A 23,633-nucleotide genomic window follows, 5' to 3' on the forward strand; every position below is an offset into this window, starting at 1 on the left:
AGTAGTAATGGCTAAGTCGCTGAATTGGCGAGGTCTGCCGCGCTTGCCTTGTTTGTTTTGCTTCCACTCGGCTATCGTTTCCTCATCAATCCAAAAGGTCAGAGAACCACGGTTTATTAAGGCTTTGTTGTACTGCGTCCAGTTAGTTGTTTTGTAACGAGGTTTAGGCATGAGGCTACGACGATTAATGGGTGTAGCCGATCAGATCGTAGCTTCTTGATTTAGTTCCATCGATTTAAGCAACAAAGCCTCTGTTTTGTTTAAATCACCAAATCGCTTATCACCGCGACTAGTTGGTATAATCAAAGTCCGTGCCAACTTTAAAAATCAAACAAAAACAACAACTTAAGTAATTACAGGCATTGTTCACTAATATATTGAGTACAATTTATTGGATAAAAAACCAAAAAGTTGGATTAAGATAATAATAAATTGTTCTAACTTTAAAAAGTGAAAATAACCATATAAAACCGTGTAAATAAAGTCATTAAAACTAATAAATCCGACACTTTTACTATCAATTAATTTAGAATAACAACGCCATTAAAATAACCACAAACATTAATGTCACAATAATCATTAAAAATAACCAACAAACGATAGTCAAAATATCTTGATAAAAAAAGAACGCAATTACTTTTAGTATAATAGCCGCTACCTCTTTTCCTCTAAAGAATAAAATGGCTATGATAAATATAAACCTTTCTTCATTAATTCAGCGTCTACACCCGATTGCAAAAGTAGCATTAGAAGACGCCGCTGCACTTGCAGTCTCTGAAAAAGCAAACGAAGTTCAAATTGAGCATTATTTACTGAGTCTATTAGAAAGGCCAAATAGTGATTTTGACGTCTTATTGAGTCATTTTGATTGTTCTGAGAACTTATTAAGACAATCGGTTCGATCCACACTCGACACCAACGCTAAAGGAAATGGCAGCAAACCTGTTTTTTCTGCTTTATTAATCGAATGGTTGCAAGAAAGTTGGCTGGTTTCTTCTTTAGATCTATCCGAAACACAAATCCGCTCTGGTGCCCTGCTCCTTACTCTTGTTAGCAACCCTCTCCGTTACGGCCAACATGGTTACGCCTCTATCCTTGAAGCGGTAAACCCTGACAGCCTTAAGCGTAACTTTGCAGAGCTAACAAGCCACTCTATTGAGGCGCAAGTTGCTACTTCAGAAAAAACACAAGCTCGTGAAGATGGTTCAGCACTGAGCAAGTTCACAACCGACTTCACTGGTAAAGCACGCAAAGGCGAAATCGACCCTGTTTTCTGCCGCGACCAAGAAATCCGCCAAATCGTGGACATTCTTGCTCGTCGCCGTAAAAACAACCCTATTGCTGTTGGTGAACCGGGCGTTGGTAAAACCGCAGTAGTAGAAGGCTTGGCACTTAAGATTGTACAAGGTGACGTACCAGACAACCTCAAAGGTGTTGAGCTTTACGGCCTGGACATGGGTCTTCTGCAAGCTGGTGCAAGCGTAAAAGGCGAATTCGAAAAACGCCTAAACGCAGTATTGGATGAAGTGAAAAACTCGCCAACCCCTATCATTCTTTTCATCGATGAAGCACACACCCTTGTTGGCGGTGGTAACCAAGCGGGCGGCAGCGACGCGGCAAACTTGCTAAAACCAGCCCTAGCGCGTGGTGAAGTGAAAACCATCGCTGCGACAACATGGTCGGAATACAAGAAGTACTTCGAGAAAGATCCTGCTCTTGCGCGTCGTTTCCAATTGGTGAAACTCGACGAACCGTCTCCTGAGCAAGCAGCATTGATCATTCGTGGTCTGCGCCCAGCATACGAGAAGTCACATAACGTTTACGTGCGTGACGATGCTATCACTGCTGCGGCAGCACTTTCTGCTCGTTACATCTCTGGTCGTCAACTGCCAGACAAAGCGATCGATGTACTAGATACGGCGTGTGCACGAGTGAACATCAGCCTTAATGCCATTCCTGCTTCTGTTGAGACTCTGCAACAAGAACTTGCAGCTCAACAGCGCGAGCTTGAAGCACTTGAGCGTGATGCTCTGCAGCAAACTGGCGACAAGCACAGCCTTGCTAACATTCCAGACCTAAAACTGGCAATGGAAACAACGAAAGAAGAGCTAGCAGAACAAGAAGCGCAATGGCACAAAGAAAAAGAGCAGATCCAAGAGATGATTGCTCTACGCTCTCGCTTACATGAACTGGTCTTTGGCGAAACAAATGAAGAAGAGCTTGTTGCAGACGAAGATTCAGAACAAGAGCAAGACGTCTCTCCATATGCAGAAATGGATGAAGAAGCCGTTCGCATTGCCATTTCGGCCTGCCAAGAGCAGCTAGATGTAATCCGCAATGGCAACCCACTGGTTCACTTTGAAGTGGGCCCAGATGAAGTTAGCCACGTCATCTCGGACTGGACTGGCATTCCTATGGGTAAGATGCTTCAAGACGAAGCAGAAACCACGCTAAAACTGAAAGAAAGCCTAACACAAAGCATCAAAGGCCAAGAATACGCTATCGATGCACTGTCTGAAGGCATTCAAACTGCGAAAGCAGGCTTAGGCAACGCAGACGCACCAACAGGCGTATTCCTGCTGGTTGGCCCAAGTGGCGTGGGTAAAACCGAAACGGCTCGTGCGATCGCTGATCAAATGTTTGGTGGTGAGCGCTTTATGACGACCATTAACATGTCTGAGTTCCAAGAGAAGCACACGGTATCTCGCCTAATCGGTTCACCTCCAGGTTACGTAGGTTACGGTGAAGGCGGCATGCTGACAGAAGCGGTACGTCAGCGTCCATATTCTGTTGTACTTCTTGATGAAGTAGAAAAAGCCGACCCAGAAGTGTTGAACTTGTTCTACCAAGTTTTCGACAAAGGTACGCTGAACGACGGCGAAGGCCGCACCATCGACTTCAAGAACACGCTGATCATCATGACCAGTAACCTTGCAACGCACGAGATCGAATCTTTGGTTCATCAATCAAAAGACATCGATGCAAACATCATCGCAGAAGCTATCCGCCCTACTTTAAACCAACACTTCAAACCGGCGCTGTTGGCACGTATGTCGGTACTGCCATTTGTTCCGCTGTCTGATGAAGCAATGACAGAAATTATTCACCACAAGTTGAACAAAGTTTCTCAGCGTCTACAGAGCCATCACAAGCTGTCTCTGAGCTACGAAGACAGCTTGGTTGAGTTCGTACTAGGTAACTGTCGCCTTGCTGAAACGGGCGCGCGTAACATCGACGCGGTTATCAACCGTCAGTTACTGCCTCAGCTCTCGACTCAGCTACTAGTGCATGACAAGGATGATTCACATACGCAAATCGAAGTGTCTGTCGATGAGCAAGGAACACTAACCTATGCGTTCAGCTAACCATAGCGAACTTAGTAACGCCCTACTTGCGATCAGTCAGTCTTTGGCTGATCGCAGCCAGCTTACCCAAACCTTGGATGCTGTGTTGACCGCTGCGAGACAAATGACCCTCGCAAAGCACGGCATCATTTATGTTTTGGACCAGACTGGCCAGGCGTTGATTCCAAGTACCGCTCACCATAACGATAAAACGATTGTTTCCCACCCTTGGGAGGCATTGCAGATTGATTCCGCTAGTGAGAACGATCCATTTAACTTTGCCATTCGCAATGGTGAAGTGGTATTGATTAACGAGTTGTATAAGTACAACGGTTATGACTGTGACAGCATCTATCAAACTGAGCAGACGCTAGGGCTAAAAAGCGAGAACTTGCTGGCGTGGCCTTTGATTGATAGCGAAAGTAAGACCATTGGACTCTTGGTCTTGCTCGATTTAAGTGTTATCGACAATGAAGCTGCATTGACTGAGTTTTGTCGTATGGCCGCGAGTAATATTCGCCAAGCTGTGTGGTTAGAGCAATACGGGCAAGTGATTAAAAATCTCAATGCAGACAATCAAGCCCTAGTGCGCGAGAATACTCAGCTCAAAAAACGTACTCAGAAAGCCTATCAAGGTCCTATTGCAGAGAGCGAAGAAATGCTCAATGTCTTGAATCGTCTTGATAAGGTGCTATCTCTTCCTGTCGACGTTCTGTTGCGTGGTGAAACGGGCGCAGGTAAAGAGGTGATCGCGAAATACATTCACGAAAACTCTAACCGTTCAGAACAGCCTTTGATCGTACAAAACTGTGCGGCAATTCCCGAACAGTTGTTAGAGTCTGAACTGTTTGGGCATAAGAAAGGTTCATTCACGGGCGCGGACAAAGACAAAGTCGGTTTGTTTGAAGCAGCCAACGGCGGCACGCTTTTCCTAGATGAAATTGGCGATATGCCAATGCTACTGCAAGCAAAATTGCTGCGTGTGCTACAGGAACGTAAAGTTCGCCCAATCGGCACTAGCAAAGAGATTGAAGTGGACGTTCGCGTTATCGCCGCAACCCACTGTAATCTTATGCAGCAAATCAAAGATGGCGGATTCCGTGCCGATTTGTTCTATCGTTTGAATGTGTTCCCTATTACATTACCACCATTGAGAGCTCGCAAGTCAGACATTATTCCCCTTGCCGAACATTTCGTGCAACACACCACCAACACGCTAGGTTTGCCGCAAGCACCAGGGTTAAGTGCCAACGTACGTAAACAGCTCCTTGCCTACCAATACCCAGGGAACGTGCGTGAGCTTAAGAACATCATTGAGCGCTCGGTGCTACTGTCCGATTTTGAAACTATTACTCACATCGAGTTTGGCGAACAAATCCCAGAAAGTGTGCCAAGTATCGACATGAAAGCAGCTTCATCTACCCCAGAGCAACCTACTTACGAGCAGCAAGCACAAGCGGATTTAGAAGACGTTTCAAAGAGCCTTAAGGACGTTGTCAGCCAATACGAGCGTACAGTAATCATCGATTGCTTAAATGCTTGCAATTGGCACACCAAGAAGGCCGCTGAGCAATTGGCGCTTCCAATGAGCACTCTCAACCATAAGATGAAGAAATACGATATTTCTGCAGCGGGTTAAGCGAGAAGCGAGAAGCGAGAAGCGAGAAGCGAGAAGCGAGAAGCGAGAAGCGAGAAATCTTACTTCAGTTTCCATTGATAAGAAAAGAAAAACCGCCCGAAGGCGGTTTTTTTATTTATTGAGAATCGACGCTTCAATGATAGTTGCTAAGTATGGGTCTCTAATCCAAGTTACCAAACGTTCTGTACGCTCTTCAGGTTTCAGTTTTGCCCAGTTGATGTACATATCTTTATCAACTTTATAGCTTGGGTCTTCACAATCAGAAAAATAAGATAACTCATCTACATTTTTGTACTGCCTGCCCAACGACATCTCAAAGCTTTCAAGTTTAAACGGCGTTTTTTCCGCTGTATTACGTTGTACTAGAGAGGACACCTTTAGAACTGCTTCTTGGAATCGACCAGATGTCGAGACAACGGGTCCAAATGGTCGAAGCCCCTTGATTTCTTGCCCGTTCAGCGCTTTAAATGCGAACTCGAAACGAGACGCGTAGACCACCTTACCATCGAAATCTTCATCCATGTCTATGTTGGATAGAGCCTCAGAGACAAAATCTGCGTCTATATTTTTGTTAATCACATCGCTGTCATCTAGCGTCCATTTAGAACCGTCTTTCTTTAGTATCCCAATATAAGTAAGGTTACTTAGATACTCAGGACCAGCGGTAGTTTCAGATCCGAATACGGCTTCATTATCAAAAGTAGTAGATAGCTTTAGTGAAACTGGAACACTTTGCCATTCGAGGTTTTGTCCCTCATACGACTCTTTTCTGTGCTTGCCACCAATAAGCATAACTTCCATAGCGAATGACTTATTCGAAGTCCAATCAAAACCTTTGAGCTCATCAGCAGTAGTGAACATACTGTCTTCGTTCATAAACTGTCGTTTATTTCCGTAGTTGACCGCAATCGCACTGTGCTTAATGTCATCGATAACAGGCTTTGTCGGGCCTTTATGAACTTTACTATGTAAGACAAAATCTAGCGTTAACAAATCTTTCTCTGACACACTATTTCCGTTCGCAATAAAGCCCGATTTAGCAGAGAGTGTATAGTTATGGTTTGTATCGACTCCTACAGGAATCTGTCTAGGTGACGTAATAAATCGTCCGACTGTCTTGTCCACTCGTACTGGTAGCTTATAGTTGCTTCCAGATAGAGTGAACTCATAGGTCATATTTTTGAAGCCACCGCTGTTTACATATTCTTTGAGTACATCTTGTTGGGAGTCAATTTTTATCACCTGCCCAAAAATCGGACCGAGAGCAACTTGAGATAAGTATCCGCTATAATCGACTAAATCGTGCTTAGCGATCAAAGGCTTCACTCCAGAGAAGACATCATCGCCAAAGTAAAAATACGGTTCAAACTCACAACCAATAAGGACTTTGCCGTCTGCTTTTTCCGCCTCAAAAAATTCGGCCAACTCACCTTTGGGATCTACACTAAATTCCTCGTGTTTCATCGGCTTGAACATCAAATTAAACTTAGGTCCACTGGTATTAAGTAAACCGTCAGTGCGCTGATAAGACATCTCACACTGAAACACATTTGACGTCATCTGTTTCAGACTTTGTTTGCCTAACACCATTTGCCACTTCAAACGGTGGAAAGGCGATAATCGCACCTTTTTATTTGCTTTTAATCGTACCTTCTCCCACTCATCAAAGGTGACCCATTTAGAGTTGTCATGAGGCTCAGAGACTAATAACCTAACGAACCCTAGGTCCTCTTCTGATAATTTTTTAGACTCAACATTAAACTGTGTCGCAAACTCCACTAAGCCTCGTTGTTGATCGCGATTATAGAGCTTGTCTTGCACTGGAAACGCGACATTAAACGCCCCAGAAACGTCTTTCCTTTTTGGAGCAATATAGTTGGCTTTGTTACGAGTAATGATTTGTTCAGCTATTTCTTCACCGTAACTTTCAACTAATTGCTTGCGTCCCTCACGACGCATGAGTTCTTGGATCCACAAGTTGCACAAGTTTTCTTTTAACTCTGTGTTTAATATCCAACCATCGGTTTCAATATATCGCTGAATGTATTCATCGATAGCTAATATTCGCCACTGTTCTGTGAACTCTTGTTCGCCCTCAGCACAAGCTCTTTGAATCAAAAGCACCAAACCATTAATAGCAAGTGCACGGCGTTGATAGCGCTTAATCAGCTCCTTTGCACCCGTAGCTTTTCCTAAGTGCTCAACTAACGCATCTGATGACGTAAAATACACCTCAGTCAATTGCGTATTAATCTCAGCCAATGAATCAATAATCTCTGTGGTTTCATGGCTAAGTTGTTCAATTGCAGATACGCTTTTTCTAACCTCGTTGTAAGAAGACAAGTAATAATCAAAGAGTGCAGAGTCAAGCAACTGGGCACCACTCATCAGCATTTTTCCGCCTTCTTTGACAACGAAAAAGCCTCTTGCTGCCTGCCCTATTATCGGAGCATAGCAAGCCATACCAACGATCATCTCGAAGATAGCTAGCTTGAGCTCTTTTGCAATTGCTTCTTCTCCCAAGTTCGCATTTAACTGAGCTAAACGCGCTTGCTCCATAGCCTTAAAGCCGAGTCGACTCGGTGGAATTCTCGCCGCAAACTCTTGTAGGTAGATTCGAACCTCAACACGTCGGTTAATATTAAGTTGCGCGTTTTCGCGTTTGATTTCGTTGTTTGGTACCTCGACTATCGGTCGACGTTCGCCAAAAAATCGAATGTCACTAACTGAAGAAAAAAACTCAGCAACATGCTGCGCTCGCTGCTGCGAAAGGTTTTGGTTATATTCTGAATCACCGTTTTGACAGGCATGCCCTTCGATTTCAACAACGGCATTTGGAATCTTAGATAATTCTTTATCGACAGCAGCCAAATATGACAAGTGAGGGGCTTGAACCTGGTTGTTATCAAAAGGAAAAACCAAACGTAAACCGGCACCTTTATGGTCTTTAACAAACATTGCACTGTCTTCAGCAACGTCATTAGGAATGCTGTCAGTAAACGTTACATTGTCGCCTAACTTATCTATGATTTGCTTAAGTAGTAATTCCCCGCTCTTCAGACTTTCTTTCCAGACAGGTACCCAGTTCAGATAATCGCGTGATACCTGCTCAAAATAACTTTTCCTGAGTTTAGCTTTCTCTTCTGCTAAGCGTAATTGCTCGCTTTTGTCAGTGATCGCTTTTATCTCATAGAAGGTGTTGATTGCATTGAGCCCTGCACCAGCAAAGGGCGACAAAAAGCTTTTGATACTGCCGTTACCTGTCAACCACGTTCTAGCAGCACTCCCCGCCACAACGTGGGCATTACCATTTCTCGCAGGTTCAATCACCTTGGTAAAGAACTTACTTTTGTCAAACCCCTTCTCTTTGAGGAGCACTTTTAAGCCCACTTGTGCTGCACGCTCGGATTCCGATGCCGCTTGGCGTAAATCTTGAAGAGTTTGGTAAGCTGCTGCGGTAGCCGATACCCCAAATGAAAACTCCAATGCCGAAATCATGGCTGGAGGTAATGCGCCCTTATCTACTTGCCCCCAAAACGTGTTTGCTAAACTTCCAACCACGTCGTGTTTACTGGAGGGATTTTGATGAATATTAATGCCAGCATTAACCAAACTTGGCGTAACTTTTGTACCAATCTCCCACAGCGCAGCACTCATACTGGCAGTCGTTCCGCTATTCTCTAGTTTTTCAAGCTCTCCCATTCGGAAGGCTTGTAGAGCTTTAAACTGCGTAGGAAATTGGTATACCAAAGACTCTTCAAGTGAGATCATGTCGCCCGCAACAACCGCGATCTTACCAAACGGTGTCGTTTGGCTAAGCGTGATGTACTCTCGTAGCTCGTAGGTGACTCTGGAGATAAGTCCAAACTCATCATACTCTTTGGTTACATTAGTGGCATTCTGGGCAAATTCGGGAATTTTACCTGCTAACTCTCGGTCGAAAACCACTTCAATGGTGTACATGCCATCAGTAAAATCCTCTGACGCCAACGGAAACAACGCGATTGGACGATGCGAACCGCTGATTTTATCAAGTTTAGCCTGCGTTACAGTGTCCTCTTCTTGTAAGCTTTTATGTGTACTCGTTGTCTCGTCGAAACGCTTTACATCAACAATAGCGAGGTCATAATCATCGGTTGAAAACGCTACAGCGAGAAATGAAAAAGTTGGCACGATAAAACCACGAATGGGCTTATCTTCAGGTACAGAGTCATACCATTTGTTATATGTAACTTGCTCATCAGTTAGCGCTTGAGTACCTACTTCATATTTTGGTGCGAGCTGTGAACGCTTTACTTCTGTAACAGCATATTCCACTTTTTTTTCTAGCGAGTTAAGCGTTTGATCACCGCCATACCCCTTTAGCTTTTCTAAGATAGAAGCGAGGTCTGCGCACGCCTTTTTGATTGGGCGAGCCTTACTCTGCGCACCAATCGCCAACTCTGTAAGCATTGACCATTCAGGAAAAGACAGCTTATACGTCTTCTGTGTTAGTTCATGTACGGGCGAACGCAGTGCCAAAACCTGATTGACGTTGGTTTTTGGGTTTTTCTGCGTTGAATCACCGAGTACATGTAAACGGCCTAAATCGTCTGTCGCCCAAAGAGCAGCGCTTTCCTCACCTAAATTTATGGCAATAGGAAGACGTGACATAGGGCGGATATTTTTCAACTCTTCTAATGAGGTCAGATCTTTTTCGATATTAATCGCTCTATATTGAGGGTTCTGTGCATCCCCAATATTAGGAAAATCGACACCGAACAAATAGACATCTGTTGGTAAATACTTAAAGTTATTACTCATCGTTATCTACCTCCAGAAAGCGTCCATAATTAGCATCGGCATTATATAACACTGGTGTTATCGTGTTTTGACCAGATTGAATCACCTTCCATGACTGAGCACCATTTCCATTCATTTCATAACGGAGATCTGGCCCATAACGTCTTATGGTTATTATTGCTGCTCCTCTTTGTGTTTCATTACCGTTGTTACTGATATTGCCCACTTTAGCATAAACGTTCTTTTCATCGCCTTCCTTAGAAAACGCAAGCCACGTTTTTTCTTCAACGTTGATCAACACTTTACGGTACGAGTTTACTGCCCACACGTATTTTCCATTAGGGCTGATGGCAATTTGGCGGTAGATACGCTTTTCAATATCGACGGAGTCTTCAAACTCTTTTTCAGGTAAAATCGTGTATAAGCGTTTGAGTGTCTTGGCGTCATAAACTCCCACCCCCAAGCCCGCGGCATTGATTAACTTGCCATCTACAATGACCGTATCTTCAGACAACGGTACATCTACCTCTTCTTTGGTTCCCGTAGCTAGTGTGTATTTAAAACGCTTAAAACCATCTGAGAAATAGATGTAACTAGAGTCGTCCGCCCAGACTAAATATGGCTTGGTGCGCGCACTGCCCAACTGAATGGTCTGTTGCGTTTTTAAGTCAAAGATCGCTTTTATCAGAGGCTCGCCATAACTGTATGCGTATGCCACATAACGATTATTAGGGGAACGGCTCGTCACAAAGGTCTGAGGTGACGCCATACTTGGCATATCATCCGTAACTAAACGTAAATCTGTCCCATCAATTTTCACGCTCCAAATTTTGTAGCCATTTTCGTAATCGTTTACGAGAGGGTCTCGTGAGCTGACATTATTCCACCAAAACTGAATTCGAGGTTTGTCATAAGAGCTCGCATCAGACAAGTCTTCACGAGGCCACTCTTTTGCTCTGCGAACAGCATAGCCTGGTTTTACGGGAAGTGTACCTGGGTATTCAGGCTTGGACAGATCTTCAGAGTAAACAATAAAGTTGTGCTCACTTTGCCATTGGCAGCGTGGTCCGGTTACATCTATGCGATCGAGTGACGTTGTTTCACCGACATCGTAACAAGCCTTCTGAGTAGGTTCTTTTTCTACGGATTGTGTTGTTACCGTATTCGAAGTTTGATTACTTTCTTCACCACAGCCATTTAATAACATAACTGTCGAAAGAAGCGTGATACTTAACGTTGTTCGTTTCATTTTATAATAGTTCCGTGAGTTCAATGTCTTGATAAATAACTGACATTAAGACCGTTTTATCTGAGTTATGAGATCGGCAATGACGAGTGAGATTGACCCTTTTAACTTCTGGTAACCAACCGCTAAACACGACTTCTTTACAATACTCATCCACAAACTCAGCCTCGCGCAAAAAAATCTTTTGGCTCCATGTTTCATCAACACACGCCAGTTGGAAAAAATCATCCGGTTGATCGCACTGAGGGTTACTTTTATATGTGATTACAATGCCTTCACTTGGTGAGTTAACAACAGCGGCAGCAACACCTTGCTCGTTTTGGCTGATGATATTGTAATCTGATTTGCTTGGCGCTTGAGTATCTAGATTCGGCAGCGAAATCACAGGTTCAGAGCTCGCATCAAAGTTGTGAGCGGAAGAATAATCACTGAGGTTAACTTTAACCGCTTTTTCATTATTTCCACTCTTTAATTCATTGAGTTGCTGAGTATTGAGTTGAGTCCGAGAATAGAAGAGAGCAACATCACTTTGTACGCTACCGTTTATTTTGTATGGAAGCCAAATATGAGGCAAAGGAACACCAAGAGGCTCTCTCTTTGTTTTACTTCCAGCCTTAAATGGACTCAATTCGGTTTGAAGTAATTCTGTGTATGTTTCGCCTTCGTTGGGCCAACCCGCAACCACTACCTCAACTTCTTCTGCAGTAAGACCAAAAACACGGGCGCAAGCATATTCGTCCAACACACCCTCAAAGACTTTTTTACCGTCTTGGTACAACTGAAACGCTTCCCCTGACAGAAATGCTTCGGAGTCTTCGTCATATAAGCTAATATCGACTGATCTTTGAGGCGAGGACTTAGTGCTTTGGTAGAGTAATAGATCGACATCAGAAAAGCGTCCGTCGTTTTGAACTTGGATTTCTCGCCAAACTTCTGATTGCCAAACGACATAAATATAACCGCGATCGATAGATACATACCCTGAATCACTCTTATGAACTGGAACTACTGGCACCAACACGTTGTCCCACTCATCCATCTGAGTTTCTTTATCAACGGGTTGCAGGTCTTCGGCGAGTTTAAGCAAGATTGGCTGAGGCTGGTCGGAGCAAGGAATTTTGATATAAAGCGTTTTACCTTCAGCATCGAGATCTTTAAACGTCGCGAGGCTGCGGTGTTTGTTTTCTGTATCAGCCTTGCCTACAGTCACTTTTTCTTTTTGAGCTTCGGTTTTTCCCAACATCAAACATGCCGCGTTGCTAGACCACTGCCCTGCAAACTCGACAACGATTTTTTGATCTGGGCTTGGCTCAGAGGGGACATGGGTGTAACTACGAACTAAAGCAACATCGTCGGTAACCTGCTTGTATCCTGCTTTAAAAGCTTTGCTTTCATTCGAAGCTGATACAAAGTCAACGAGTGATTTAAGTCTAGGGAAGCTTTGCAGCTGAGAGTCCGTCAATGGCGAACGACGAGCAACGGTAGATAATGACACCCAATTGCCTTTCCCCAATTCGATTCTTATCGCAGCTAGCAATGCGCTGGTCGTTTTTTTGGCAGAGATGGAAATCTTTTGCGCCAATTCTTTAGGGAGGTTTCTAAGGATGTCATCTGAATTTCGCAAACGCGAAAGCTGTCCTATACACTCGTCCGGTGTAAGAACATAAGATAGCTCGTTGGAGGATAGCTTCGAGCTAGGTATAAATTTGCAAACTAAATGCATTTGAATTCTCCACAACCAACATCGTAAATATGGCTGCGGTGACAATTAAGCTGATAAGGCTTACAAGTACGATTTGGTCTGCGTATCCTACTTACTTAGCCATTTATTTTCAACGAGATAGAAAAATCTCCCGAAATCAAAAACACCAAAAAAATGGTCATTTTTGCTATCAAAACATGCGATTTGACCACTATAAAAGCCAGTAACATCACCCACTCTGTCAAAATGGTAAAATCTTACTATCTAAAAAATTTAATTTATGGACTGAAGTTAACAAAAATCGTAGTAACGTGCGCTTCAGGTAAGCACGAGGAAATTCAGAAGTTTATGAGGTGCCCTCCTCAGCAACAAACAACAAATTGACTGTTACTGAGGAAGTTTAAATAAAAAGGTGAGCGCATTACGCACTCACAAAAGTAACTGCTCTGAAGCTTGCTAGGATTAAATTTGCTTCATCGCGAGTTAAAGAGGCGAGGTATTACCCATCGACCTCATGCAGAACACTATACTCAGAGTATAGAAACTAGCGTAAATATATAATATTTAAAAAGATTTTCAACGCGACACATTCACCACAGCACCGGCCGAGCGACCATCACAATCACTTCATACACACCTAAAAGCAACATTGGCCTAGTTATTATAGTTATTCAGCCTTGTATTAAGACGATTCATTAATTCGAGTAACTTATCAATAAAGGCAATTATTTTGATAAATATCACAAAAAATCCCAAAGAAATAAAGCGAGCTAAACGCTCGCTTTATTTATGCCGCATTTTTTAAAGTTTTGTTCTCACTAAAATATCGGTTGTAAACAGCACCTAAGGAGGCTGTACTTGCGAAACGATCATAGTTAAATGTTGCTTGAGCCTCTTCCGCAGAGGCGGAAAGCTTGTTGGTACCATTTACATAAATCGTCACTACCCCCTCCTTCAGTCCTGAAAGATCTAAATCAGTTGTCCATGAGTCTGAAAGCACGGTAGCCATGCCTGTGGCTTCTGTACCATCAGCGTCGACTGCTTTAATATCTATGAACTCACCATCTTCAAACCGTTCACTGCTACCACTTACTGTCACGCTTTCCACTCCAGTAACATCGTTGATAACGTCTAGGTGTATTGTCGGTGTAATTGGCATGGAGTAAGCCGTGTTCTGGCCACCGGTATTTCCTGATAAGTCTTGGTAGTCACGAACAAGCAACGCCACATTCAGCTCTGACGTGCTTGGTACCACCACATCACCAGTCCAAACACTTGGGTCCGCGGTTGCCACTAATGAAGTGATCGTCGTGCCACCTAACTCCGCCACAGCACCTTGCAATGCTTTATCGAATTCCAGCGTCACCGTCACGCTTTGGCCGATGGCTTGGTGCTCAGGCGTAAACGTCACGTTAGTCAAGGTTGGCAGAGACTGCACGAGTGTAAAGCTCTGGCTTTCACTCACTTCAATACCCGCTGAGTTCGTCCCCGTTACCATCACGGTGTAAGTGCCATTGGTTTGATGACTCATATCAATCGCGTCACTGGTCCAAGTGCCACCGGCTTGTACCGTCGCACTGCTGCTTTTCAATACCGTCGCGCTGCCTTGGGCTTTAACGTCAAGACGCAAGGACTGACCATCAAAACGTGTTGACGTACCTTCGAATTGTAGCGTGGCGGCATGCGTTTCATCCACATTACCCACTGGCGTGATGGCTAAGGTTGGCGTGATCGGCATGGAGTAAGCCGTGTTCTGACTACCGGTATTCCCTGATAAATCTTGGTAGTCACGAACAAGCAACGCCACATTGAGCTCTGACGTGCTTGGTACCACCACATCACCAGTCCAAATACTTGGGTCCGCGGTTGCCATTAATGAAGTGATCGTTGTACCACCTAACTCCGCCGCGGCGGATTGCAGATCTTTATCGAATTCCAGCGTTACCGTCACGCTTTGGCCGATGGCTTGGTGCTCAGGCGTATACGTCACGTTAGTCAGCGTTGGCAGAGACTGCGCCAGTGTAAAGCTCTGGCTTTCACTCACTTCAATGCCCGCTGAGTTCGTCCCCGTCACCATCACGGTATAAGTGCCATTGGTTTGGTGACTCATGTCCATTGCGTCACTGATCCAAGTGCCACCAGCTTGTACCGTTGCGCTGCTGCTTTTCAATACCGTCGCGCTGCCTTGGGCTTTCACTTCAAGACGCAGGGACTGACCGTCAAAGCGTGTCGACGTACCTTCAAATTGTAGCGTGGCGGCATGCGTTTCATCCACATTACCCACTGGCGTAATAGCTAAGGTTGGCGTTATCGGCATGGAGTAAGCCGTGTTCTGACTACCGATATTCCCTGATAAGTCTTGGTAGTCACGAACAAGCAACGCCACATTGATCTCTGACGTGCTTGGTACCACCACATCACCAGTCCAAACACTTGGGTCCGCGGTTGCCATTAATGAAGTGATCGTTGTACCACCTAACTCCGCCGCTGCGGACTGCAGATCTTTATCGAATTCTAGCGTTACCGTCACGCTTTGGCCGATGGCTTGGTGCTCAGGCGTAAACGTCACGTTAGTCAGCGTTGGCAAAGACTGCGCCAATGTAAAACTCTGGCTTTCACTTACTTCAATGCCCGCTGAGTTCGTCCCCGTCACCATCACGGTATAAGTGCCGTTGGTTTGGTGACTCATATCCATTGCGTCACTGGTCCAAGTGCCACCGGCTTGTACCGTTGCGCTGCTGCTTTTCAATACCGTCGCGCCGCCTTGGGCTTTCACTTCAAGACGCAGGGACTGGCCATCAAAACGTGTCGACGTACCTTCGAATTGTAGCGTGGCGGCATGCGTTTCATCCACACTGCCCACTGGCGTAATAGCTAAGGTTGGCGTGATTGGCAATTCGTGAGCGGTGTTATCCTCACCTACGTTGCCAGTCAAATCTTTAAATTGACTAACAACCAAGTCGACACTTAACAGCGCGGTGCTCGGAACTTGTACATCACCAACCCAGACCTTTTTATCTGCCGTTGCTGATAGAGAACTAATGCGATTGCCGCCAAGCGTAGCGGTCGCCTCTTGGATCTCTTTATCAAACTCAAGCGAGACACTCACGCTTTGACCCACACTCTGATGCTCGGGGTTAAATGTCACATTGGTCAGTTTTGGCAAGGTTCCTTCAACCGCGATACTTAAACTGCTTCCTTTTCCAGGAATGGTGTTGATACTTTGGTAGCTATCATCCTCTACCTGTATTGTTATGTTTTTATCTTGCTTTTCTGGACTGATGTAATTAACCGTCCACGTAACGTTGTCTGAAGTGGACCACGTATCTTGCTTTAACGTTCCTGTTGCACCGTTATCACTAGCGACAAGGTGGACATCTGAGATATCAAAGTTAGTAACTTCTTCTGTAAAGTTAAACGTAAGTGTAATCTCTTCGCCTCCAAAAAGAGGGGCGCTTGAAGCAGTAGATATACTTAGCCCGGGAACGGTTGCAGCTTCCACATGTGCGTCAATAGAACTCTCGTTCTTATTATCCACTTTGTCTGTTGCTGCCACCGTGATCGTATGATCGCCTTTCGGTAACAAATAGCTTATGACATAGGGCCCCGCTTCGGTTGTCGGCTCAGTAATCGCTTGAGGAGCCACAGTGCTGCCACTACTCACCGCTTTTGACGTGACGAGATTTAAATTTTTATCTGTGATGTATGCACTAATTTCTAGTTGATACTTATCGTTTGTCGGCACCTTAGAGATTTGATTAGCACTTAAGCCAGAAATACTTGGAGCGTCATAATCAACAATAGACTCGATCACTTGTCCATCATAACTTTTGCCTAGTAATTCAAAGCTTGTATTCTCTCTTCCAACTGAGTCCGTCACCGTCACCTTAAGGGTATATGCCCCTTGGTTATCGACGGCAAAGTTCATCATTCCATTACCACTAGATGAGATAACGTCACCTGAGTAACGCAAGGAATCACCGAGGCTTGGAATAAGCTCCACAGAATATTGTGAAGCTTTCACTCTTTCTCCTTCCACCGTAGATACCGTAAACGGCTGGCTCGCCTTGGTTAAAAACAGTTTCCCACCCTGCAAACTCGTAATTCCATCGAAATCAACTGTGACTTTAGGAACACGAATATCAATGACTTTTCTGATATCAGAATACAGTCCGACGCTATCTGTCGCTTTGATATCAACCGTGATTGAACCACGCCCCTCTAACTGAGATTTTGATAGTTCAAAGTACGTAGATGAACCGTTCCCATCCTCTACTCTTTCTTCTTGATAGCTTGGGTTTAAAACCGAATAGTTTACTTTTGCCAGGCTGCTACCAGTGTCCGTTATGTCGAAACGAAAACGAACGTTATCTGGATTTGTTGGCGATTCAGTTACGATAATCTCATCGCCAACACTTGGAGATGTATTGTCAACTTTAATATCAACGGTCGCTTCACCGACTCTCGACCATACATCCGTTGCGGTAATCGTTGTCCTGATCGTTTTTCCATCCGCATCGCTAGGAAGTTCACTTGTAAATGTTGAACACTTGTAGGTTGGATCATCTGCACACACCTCTAATTGTGCAAACTTCTCCGGATTATCTTTATAGTTGTAGGATTCCGTTCCAAACCTGGCCATCACATTGTCTAGTCTAGAGTTTTCATACAGCTTAATTCTGAATTTGGCGACAAGCTGCTGACCATTAATGGTTGTGTTTCCAACCGGATCAGTAATTTCGACGACTACCGAACCTTTAGGTAATTCAAGCAGTAGATCGTGCTCTGGCGTCAAGTTTCCTGCTAAATCAGATAAGTTCTTGATTTTGTATTCTTGAGTTGTACTCAGGCCATCAATAATATCGGCATAGGATTCAGAATACGTACACTTGATATTTCCAACACCTTTGGCACAAGTCGTTGGTGTATAAGCTTTGTTGCCAAGATTACGAACCAACTTTGGATATTCATCTGAACTTTCGGTATTCACGCCTGATAAAGCATCATTAAAAGAGAGCTCAAATGTGAGCATCTTCTTCTTCAAAGCTTCATCAAACCAAACATCACTTCCTTTAAAACTGTATGAGTTACCATCTACGACTGTCGGTGCATCAATATCCACCATCGAGAAATTGAACTTGTTGATCGTTTCACGCCCATTTGTACCCAAGGTTTTAGTGATCAAAGTAACAGGTGCTTTGGTCATGTTTTGCCCAACATTGACACTACAACTGTAAGGTTCTTGCGATACGTTGATAACACCAGAAGTTGGTTGCTCATTAGTTGGTGGCGCATCTAGAGAGTTGTATTCTTCACGAACCCAACACTCTAACGTTTTGGCTTTGACCGCACTCAATGTAGTAAAGGTGACATCAAGAACACCATCAGATAAGTAATTTTGGAAGTCCAGCGGGCTTTCAACTGTTAGAACCACGCCTTCACGCTGTACGCTAAAGGTTTGGTTTACTTTTCCAACCTTTCGGTCTTTTTCATCAAGGTAACGAACTTTGTTATAAACTTTGATATCAAGTTCATAATTACCATCTTTGGCAATTTGTGTAGAAAGCAACGTTGCAGTCCAAGTGCCATCTGCGGTTTCTGAGAACGTAAAGTTAGTCCCGTTTTGCTCTCCAGAGAATCTATAAGTTGAGTCAATTCGATCAACGCCACTATCATCAACAATATCAAGCGTCAGTACGATATTTCCATCTTGATAGATGGTGTTGTTTGTAATTGGCGTTCCATCCGTGTAACTCATCGCCAGCGTCACCTGCGGGATTGAGTTGTACACTTTGACGGTAAAATCTTGCTCATCACTGGTTAAGGTTGTGTTGCCACGAACATCAGACCCTTTTAAACGAACCTTGTGTGTACCCGTACCTAAATCACCAAGGCTCACTTTGAGATCCTCATTGATTTTTGTACCGGGAGAGCCAGGTAATGGTTCCAGATCGCTAAACGTCCAATACTCTAGGCTTTCTCGATTTACGCCATTAATTGAAACATCACCGTTAGCATTTAGGTCTAGCGCCGTTAGGTCAAAGACATAGTTACCTAAGTAGTAGTCATTCGCATTGAAACCACTTAATCCTAATGTTGGCCCATCACGATCAAGAATAACCTTGTGCGTGTTAGAACTAGACTCAAAACCATATATATCGGTTGCTTTTACATACAATGACGTTGTTTTTTCATCTTCAGAAATGTCTATTTTATCTGTGTCACTCTTGATAAGAGACATGACAAACTCTTTAGATGAATCCGTTGGCACAATTGTCTTAATTGGCGAATCTTTACCACTTTGATACAGCGAGACTTGCTCAAGGTCTGAATCGTCTATTACGGATTTAAATCGCACATTGAACTCACGCCCTATGACATAGTTCTCTTTAGACAATGTGTCTTCAACCCAAGGCGTGTTTAGGATGATTTCAGGGCCTTTGTTATCGACTTGGAAGGTAAATTTCCCTGTTGTACTAACATTGGCAGGGTAAGCGTTGTCCGTCGCAGTGACGTAAAACTCATTCCATTCATCGTAATCAAATGCTTTTGAAACCAGTTGGACTTTGACGTCAGGCTGTTCACCAACTAGGTATGGTACGTCACACTCCTCTGTTAGAGGGTCACAGCTTTCTAATGTCAGAGCCTGACCAGATCCGCGGCGCAAATCTATTTTTACGTTATTGCCAGAGCTTAACGTCCCCCAATCAATGACAGGTGTCCATTGGTTATTACCACCTAAACGGCTTTGAACCTGCTCACTTTTTACAATAGGAGCTTCAGAGTCGATACGAATATTGAATCTCGGAGCGGTGCTAGTTAACTCTGAAACGGAGTTACCTAAGTTGTCCTCTGCTGCGGCAACAACTAACCAATCTCCATCACCAGGATAAATCGTAGAGCCTTGATTTGAACAAATCTCTCCCGTACATAGTTTGACTTTAAACGCGTCTTTCGAGTTACTTGCAAAGTTTTCTGGTGTGTATGTTACTTTTTCACCGGTTTGCTGGTAGAAAACAAGGCCCCTCGAGGCAAGCTTATCACCAACAATATCCTCAACCTTGAAGGTTAATTCATGAGTATTGTTCGCATTTAAATAAATACCGTTTTCTACAGGTTTACCATCGACATCATTGGGTGGAAGGTAACTGGCCTTAGGGAAATCGTTATCAATAAACACCGATTCTATAAACGGAGATTTACCATTATAACCATACGCATTGCCATGTGGGTCCATAGCACTGGTCTCCACGGCAAACTCTATAATGTCTTTTAGTTCACTAGATTGGGAGTTAAGGGTGAAGAAGTACTCTTTTCGATAAGCATTGCTGCTGCCTGAGTTTTCTACGATGTTGATGTCCAGTGGTATTTCAATATTTGGCTCATTGGCTTGATACCACATCGTGCTAAACTTCGGACCGTAAGCGTCGGTTCCTACAATACCAGAAGGATCGTCTAGGACAATTTTAGAAACAACCTCGCCAGCGATATAAAGCCTATTACCAACCATCGTCTCTCTACCGCTTTCAATGGTTAATTTTGGCTGCGGAGGCAAGGTATCGATACTGCTACCCTCTGTATCAAAAATGTTCTTACCATTTAAGTCAGGATTAGCCATCGAAATATCATCAGCATAGAGCTGCGCGATATTGGTCTCAATACCGTATTTGCTCGCCATGATTTTATAATAGGATTGCGCCAGATCTTTTCGGTAAGTTTCAGCGCCAAACGTGTAAGAATCGAGCGTAACTTGACTTCCTCCTGCCCCTACACCATTTGCTTTTCCATCGTAGCTAAAATCATCGTAAATAGCAGATGCAAAATCTAATGAGTTATTTCTTGGCATTCTCTCGGCAATACTATCAATTGCTTCAACAAGGAATCGGTGTAGATAGTCATTTGATGGCTTGTCTGGAATCGCTTTAGTCGCAAGCATTTCATTGGTTGCATAAGACACAACCGTTGGGTCAAACCCAAAGAATGAGTTGTTATTCGTACCTGATAACGCGTAGCGCACCTCATCAAGAATTTGAATCGCACGTTCTGAAGTTTTCTCTCCCGCTGTCACTTGATCCCACTGGAAATCAAACAAACCAGTCTGATATGTCGATAGTTCAGTAATATAGTAAGTTTGAGAACCTTTGAGCTTAAAATACACACCAATATTGGCCTTGTTTAAGTCAACCGTTACTTTCTTGGTCCCTGGATCTCTTTTCCATTGGTAATAGTATGGCTCACTGCCTTCGATACCAATTAAACGAACACGCATGAAATCATAATTCACTACGTCAGTTGTGGTTTCACAACTCGCTACGTCAAGAGCCATGGACTGGTCACTTTCCAGTTGCTGGATAGTGGTACAACTTGCAAGTGAAGTGAATTCACCACGTGGGCTCAACCCTTCAAGTTGAGCTCGCGCACCAATAAATGGTGTCACCACTTTTATGGTTGGTAGGTCAAAGCTACTTCTAAAATATACTTCTCTTGGAGTGCTTTCGTTATCAGACTCATCGATGGTTTGAATGACTAACTTTTGACTACTGTTTTCTGATACCGATTTAAAGCTGTCACCCAAAATATCTCTTACAAATGGAATGTAATAAATGACATCCTCAACTCGCCCATTGCTATCTAACAGCGTTTCGTGCGGAATTTTTGCGATGTAATCGTCATCTGATGCCGTTGTATCAATAACTTGCTGAAGTGAGTAGTTGTTATCGTTGTTTTGGCTTACGTAGTACTTGACGACGAGCTTAAGCTTATTAGCGTTGGAGCCTAAAACCGTATCGGTATTTACGTCTGATACTTTCACACGAACATAAGGGATTTTATTCTCTTTCAATAAATTAGCGTTGAAGTTACTAAAATCTATCCCTTTTAATGAGCTCTGAATCCCTAAACTTGCATACGCATAGTCAATCTTCAGGAAATCGCGGCTTGCTTGAACATTGTCTGGGGTGTACGTATCTTGAGAGTAGATACCATCGTAAGTGGTTCGTTCACCATCTAACCCCACATTTACGTACGTCATTGACGTACCTTCAGGATAGGTTATCGTCTGTGCTGGCGCTTGATCGTCACGACTTACTGCATGCTGCGCAGAGCCCGTATTGCCTTTGCTATCCCTCGTTCGAACCTCAAAGACCGTCGTAGATAGGAATTCATCAGTTGGGTAAGCCTTACTAAACTCACAAGCATTTCCAGACTCTACAGTGACAGGAGAACATGTGACGCCCTCATGTAAGCCATCTTTAAATGAAATACTGACCGAACTAATCTCTTGCGAGCTTTCTTTTACAACCCCTTTCAGAACGTATTCTTTAAGTTGGTTATTAATTGCACTCGCCGATGTAATATCGATAACAGGCGCATCGTTATCCCACTCAAAGTTGATATGAAGACCCGAATGGCTGCCTGGAATTAACTCATTACCCAGTACATCCGCTGTATATAAGACTAACCGTGCTGCTGTTACGTTTGAGAGCCCAGTGGCAGGGTTTATATCTACACTATCGATCTCTTTGGTATTAATGTTAACTTTAACGTTGGTCTCTCGAAGGCCAACTTCAAAATCATCAAATTCAACCGAACAGAATGTGCTTCCAAAATCTTGTATGTCGTTACATTGAAATTCACCAGACCAAGAGCCATTAATCTGATACTGAATAAAGGCGGATACGTCTTCTACACCGATATCATCAACAATTTTTAGGTCAACTTTATCGGTGCCTGCAAGTACATCACGGTCAATGCGTGTCACGATAGGCGCTGTGGTATCAATCTCCGTCCCATCTCGCGGTGGAATGACGCCATCTGTACTGCCATATGTACCTAAGTCATTAAGCTTCTTACTAAAGTCGACATAGTCGGCAGCATCAGTACCTGAAATATTGATACTTGGGTCGTTTACCACGATCAAAACGTGCTGAGATAAGTCACGTGTGTAAACGTCGCTGTTTATCTTTTTCTGTCCAAAGCTGAGGGGAGTCACTGCTCCTGAAGTCTTGCTCACTTCAAGACCATCAAGAACACCATCTGCAATAACATCCCGATATTGGATGTCAGCGAAGTGCATCGAAGTGTAGACGTTATCGCTGTTGCCGTATTTTTTTATAAGATCGTAAGAGTAAGACGAGTATGCTGTTAATAAAGCACCGTATTGATGCCCAGTACTAGCAAAACTGCTTTGCCCACCTTTGGTAATATCAATAGGTTTGGTCTCATTTACGTCAAAACCATACATGCTATTGATACTATCCAAAGCAGTTGAAAAGGCACTCTCATCTGTGGCCCCCTGGGAAATTTTGTACTTTGCCAAGCCTGCTGCCAAGTTCGACAGCGGAGTAAGCATTAACTTTTGCTCACTCCCCTCTTTAAAGTTCACAACACCTTCAAATTTAAGTGTCTTCGCATTACTCACAGATACCGTTTCATTTGTAAACGGATCGGTATAACTCCCCTCTTTTGCAACAACAAAAAGAGGCATTGACGAAGATTCAAACTCTAGCAGATAGTTTCCGAAGGCATCAGACGTTGTGTTAGCCAACTTCCGACCTAAGTTTCCATTTTTGAACTCGAAAACCTCTATCTTGGCGCCATTGACTGGGGCGTCAAACACCATACCGGAAATGCTTCCTTTGCTTCTAGCTGGCGGTGTGTTGTCTCCTCCATCACCACCACCACATGCACTCAATAAAAGAGATGTAAGCGTAAGACCTAATGTTAATTTCAGCGTATTTTTAGCGAACATAGTAATTTGGCAAAATATATTTTCCCGAGATTATATTATTGAAAAATATTTTCTCAACGTGACATTAACACCAACAAAATAGGCATAAACACCAAGCCAACCGTCACTTTGACTGAATTATTAAAATTATTTTTACATCCTATAATTATTAACTTAGTTAAAACAGAGGA

Annotated in this window: 7 protein-coding genes; 2 read left to right on the plus strand and 5 right to left on the minus strand. The window is 43.7% G+C overall.

Annotated features, from left to right (window positions below; translation table 11 throughout):
* A partial coding sequence (locus tag R8O11_RS04195; protein WP_318193970.1) for a transposase occupies positions 1–171 on the minus strand: 171 nt, incomplete at its 3' end.
* Between the two features lie 515 nt (positions 172–686).
* Here R8O11_RS04195 and tssH point away from each other — a divergent pair.
* Both tssH and R8O11_RS04205 read left to right on the plus strand, forming a co-directional pair.
* Positions 687–3,365 (plus strand): type VI secretion system ATPase TssH, encoded by a 2,679-nt coding sequence (gene tssH / locus R8O11_RS04200; protein WP_318193971.1) that lies wholly within the window; start codon positions 687–689, stop codon positions 3,363–3,365.
* The gene (locus R8O11_RS04205; protein ID WP_213899189.1) at positions 3,352–4,983 is read left to right on the plus strand and encodes a sigma-54-dependent Fis family transcriptional regulator; all 1,632 of its coding nucleotides are present in this window, start codon (positions 3,352–3,354) and stop codon (positions 4,981–4,983) included. The genes tssH and R8O11_RS04205 overlap by 14 nt, the downstream gene beginning before the upstream one ends.
* Before the next feature lie 111 nt (positions 4,984–5,094).
* On the opposite strand, the gene R8O11_RS04210 is transcribed toward R8O11_RS04205, so the two are convergent.
* The 4 genes from R8O11_RS04210 to R8O11_RS04225 form a co-directional block, all read right to left on the minus strand.
* A complete protein-coding gene (locus R8O11_RS04210) occupies positions 5,095–9,786 on the minus strand; it encodes an OmpA family protein (protein WP_136976733.1) in 4,692 nt (1,563 codons plus the stop codon).
* Positions 9,779–11,014 (minus strand): TolB family protein, encoded by a 1,236-nt coding sequence (locus R8O11_RS04215; RefSeq protein WP_054574686.1) that lies wholly within the window; start codon positions 11,012–11,014, stop codon positions 9,779–9,781. Before R8O11_RS04215 ends, R8O11_RS04210 begins: the two co-directional genes overlap by 8 nt.
* Before the next feature lies 1 nt (position 11,015).
* Positions 11,016–12,734, minus strand: a complete 1,719-nt coding sequence (locus R8O11_RS04220) for a hypothetical protein (protein ID WP_203345345.1) — start codon at positions 12,732–12,734, stop codon at positions 11,016–11,018.
* A 766-nt stretch (positions 12,735–13,500) separates the two neighbouring features.
* Positions 13,501–23,463: a tandem large repeat gene (locus R8O11_RS04225; RefSeq protein ID WP_318193944.1), complete on the minus strand. Its 9,963-nt coding sequence runs from the start codon at positions 23,461–23,463 to the stop codon at positions 13,501–13,503.
* Positions 23,464–23,633: the final 170 nt, after the last annotated feature.

The organism is Vibrio sp. 1288 (assembly GCF_033344475.1).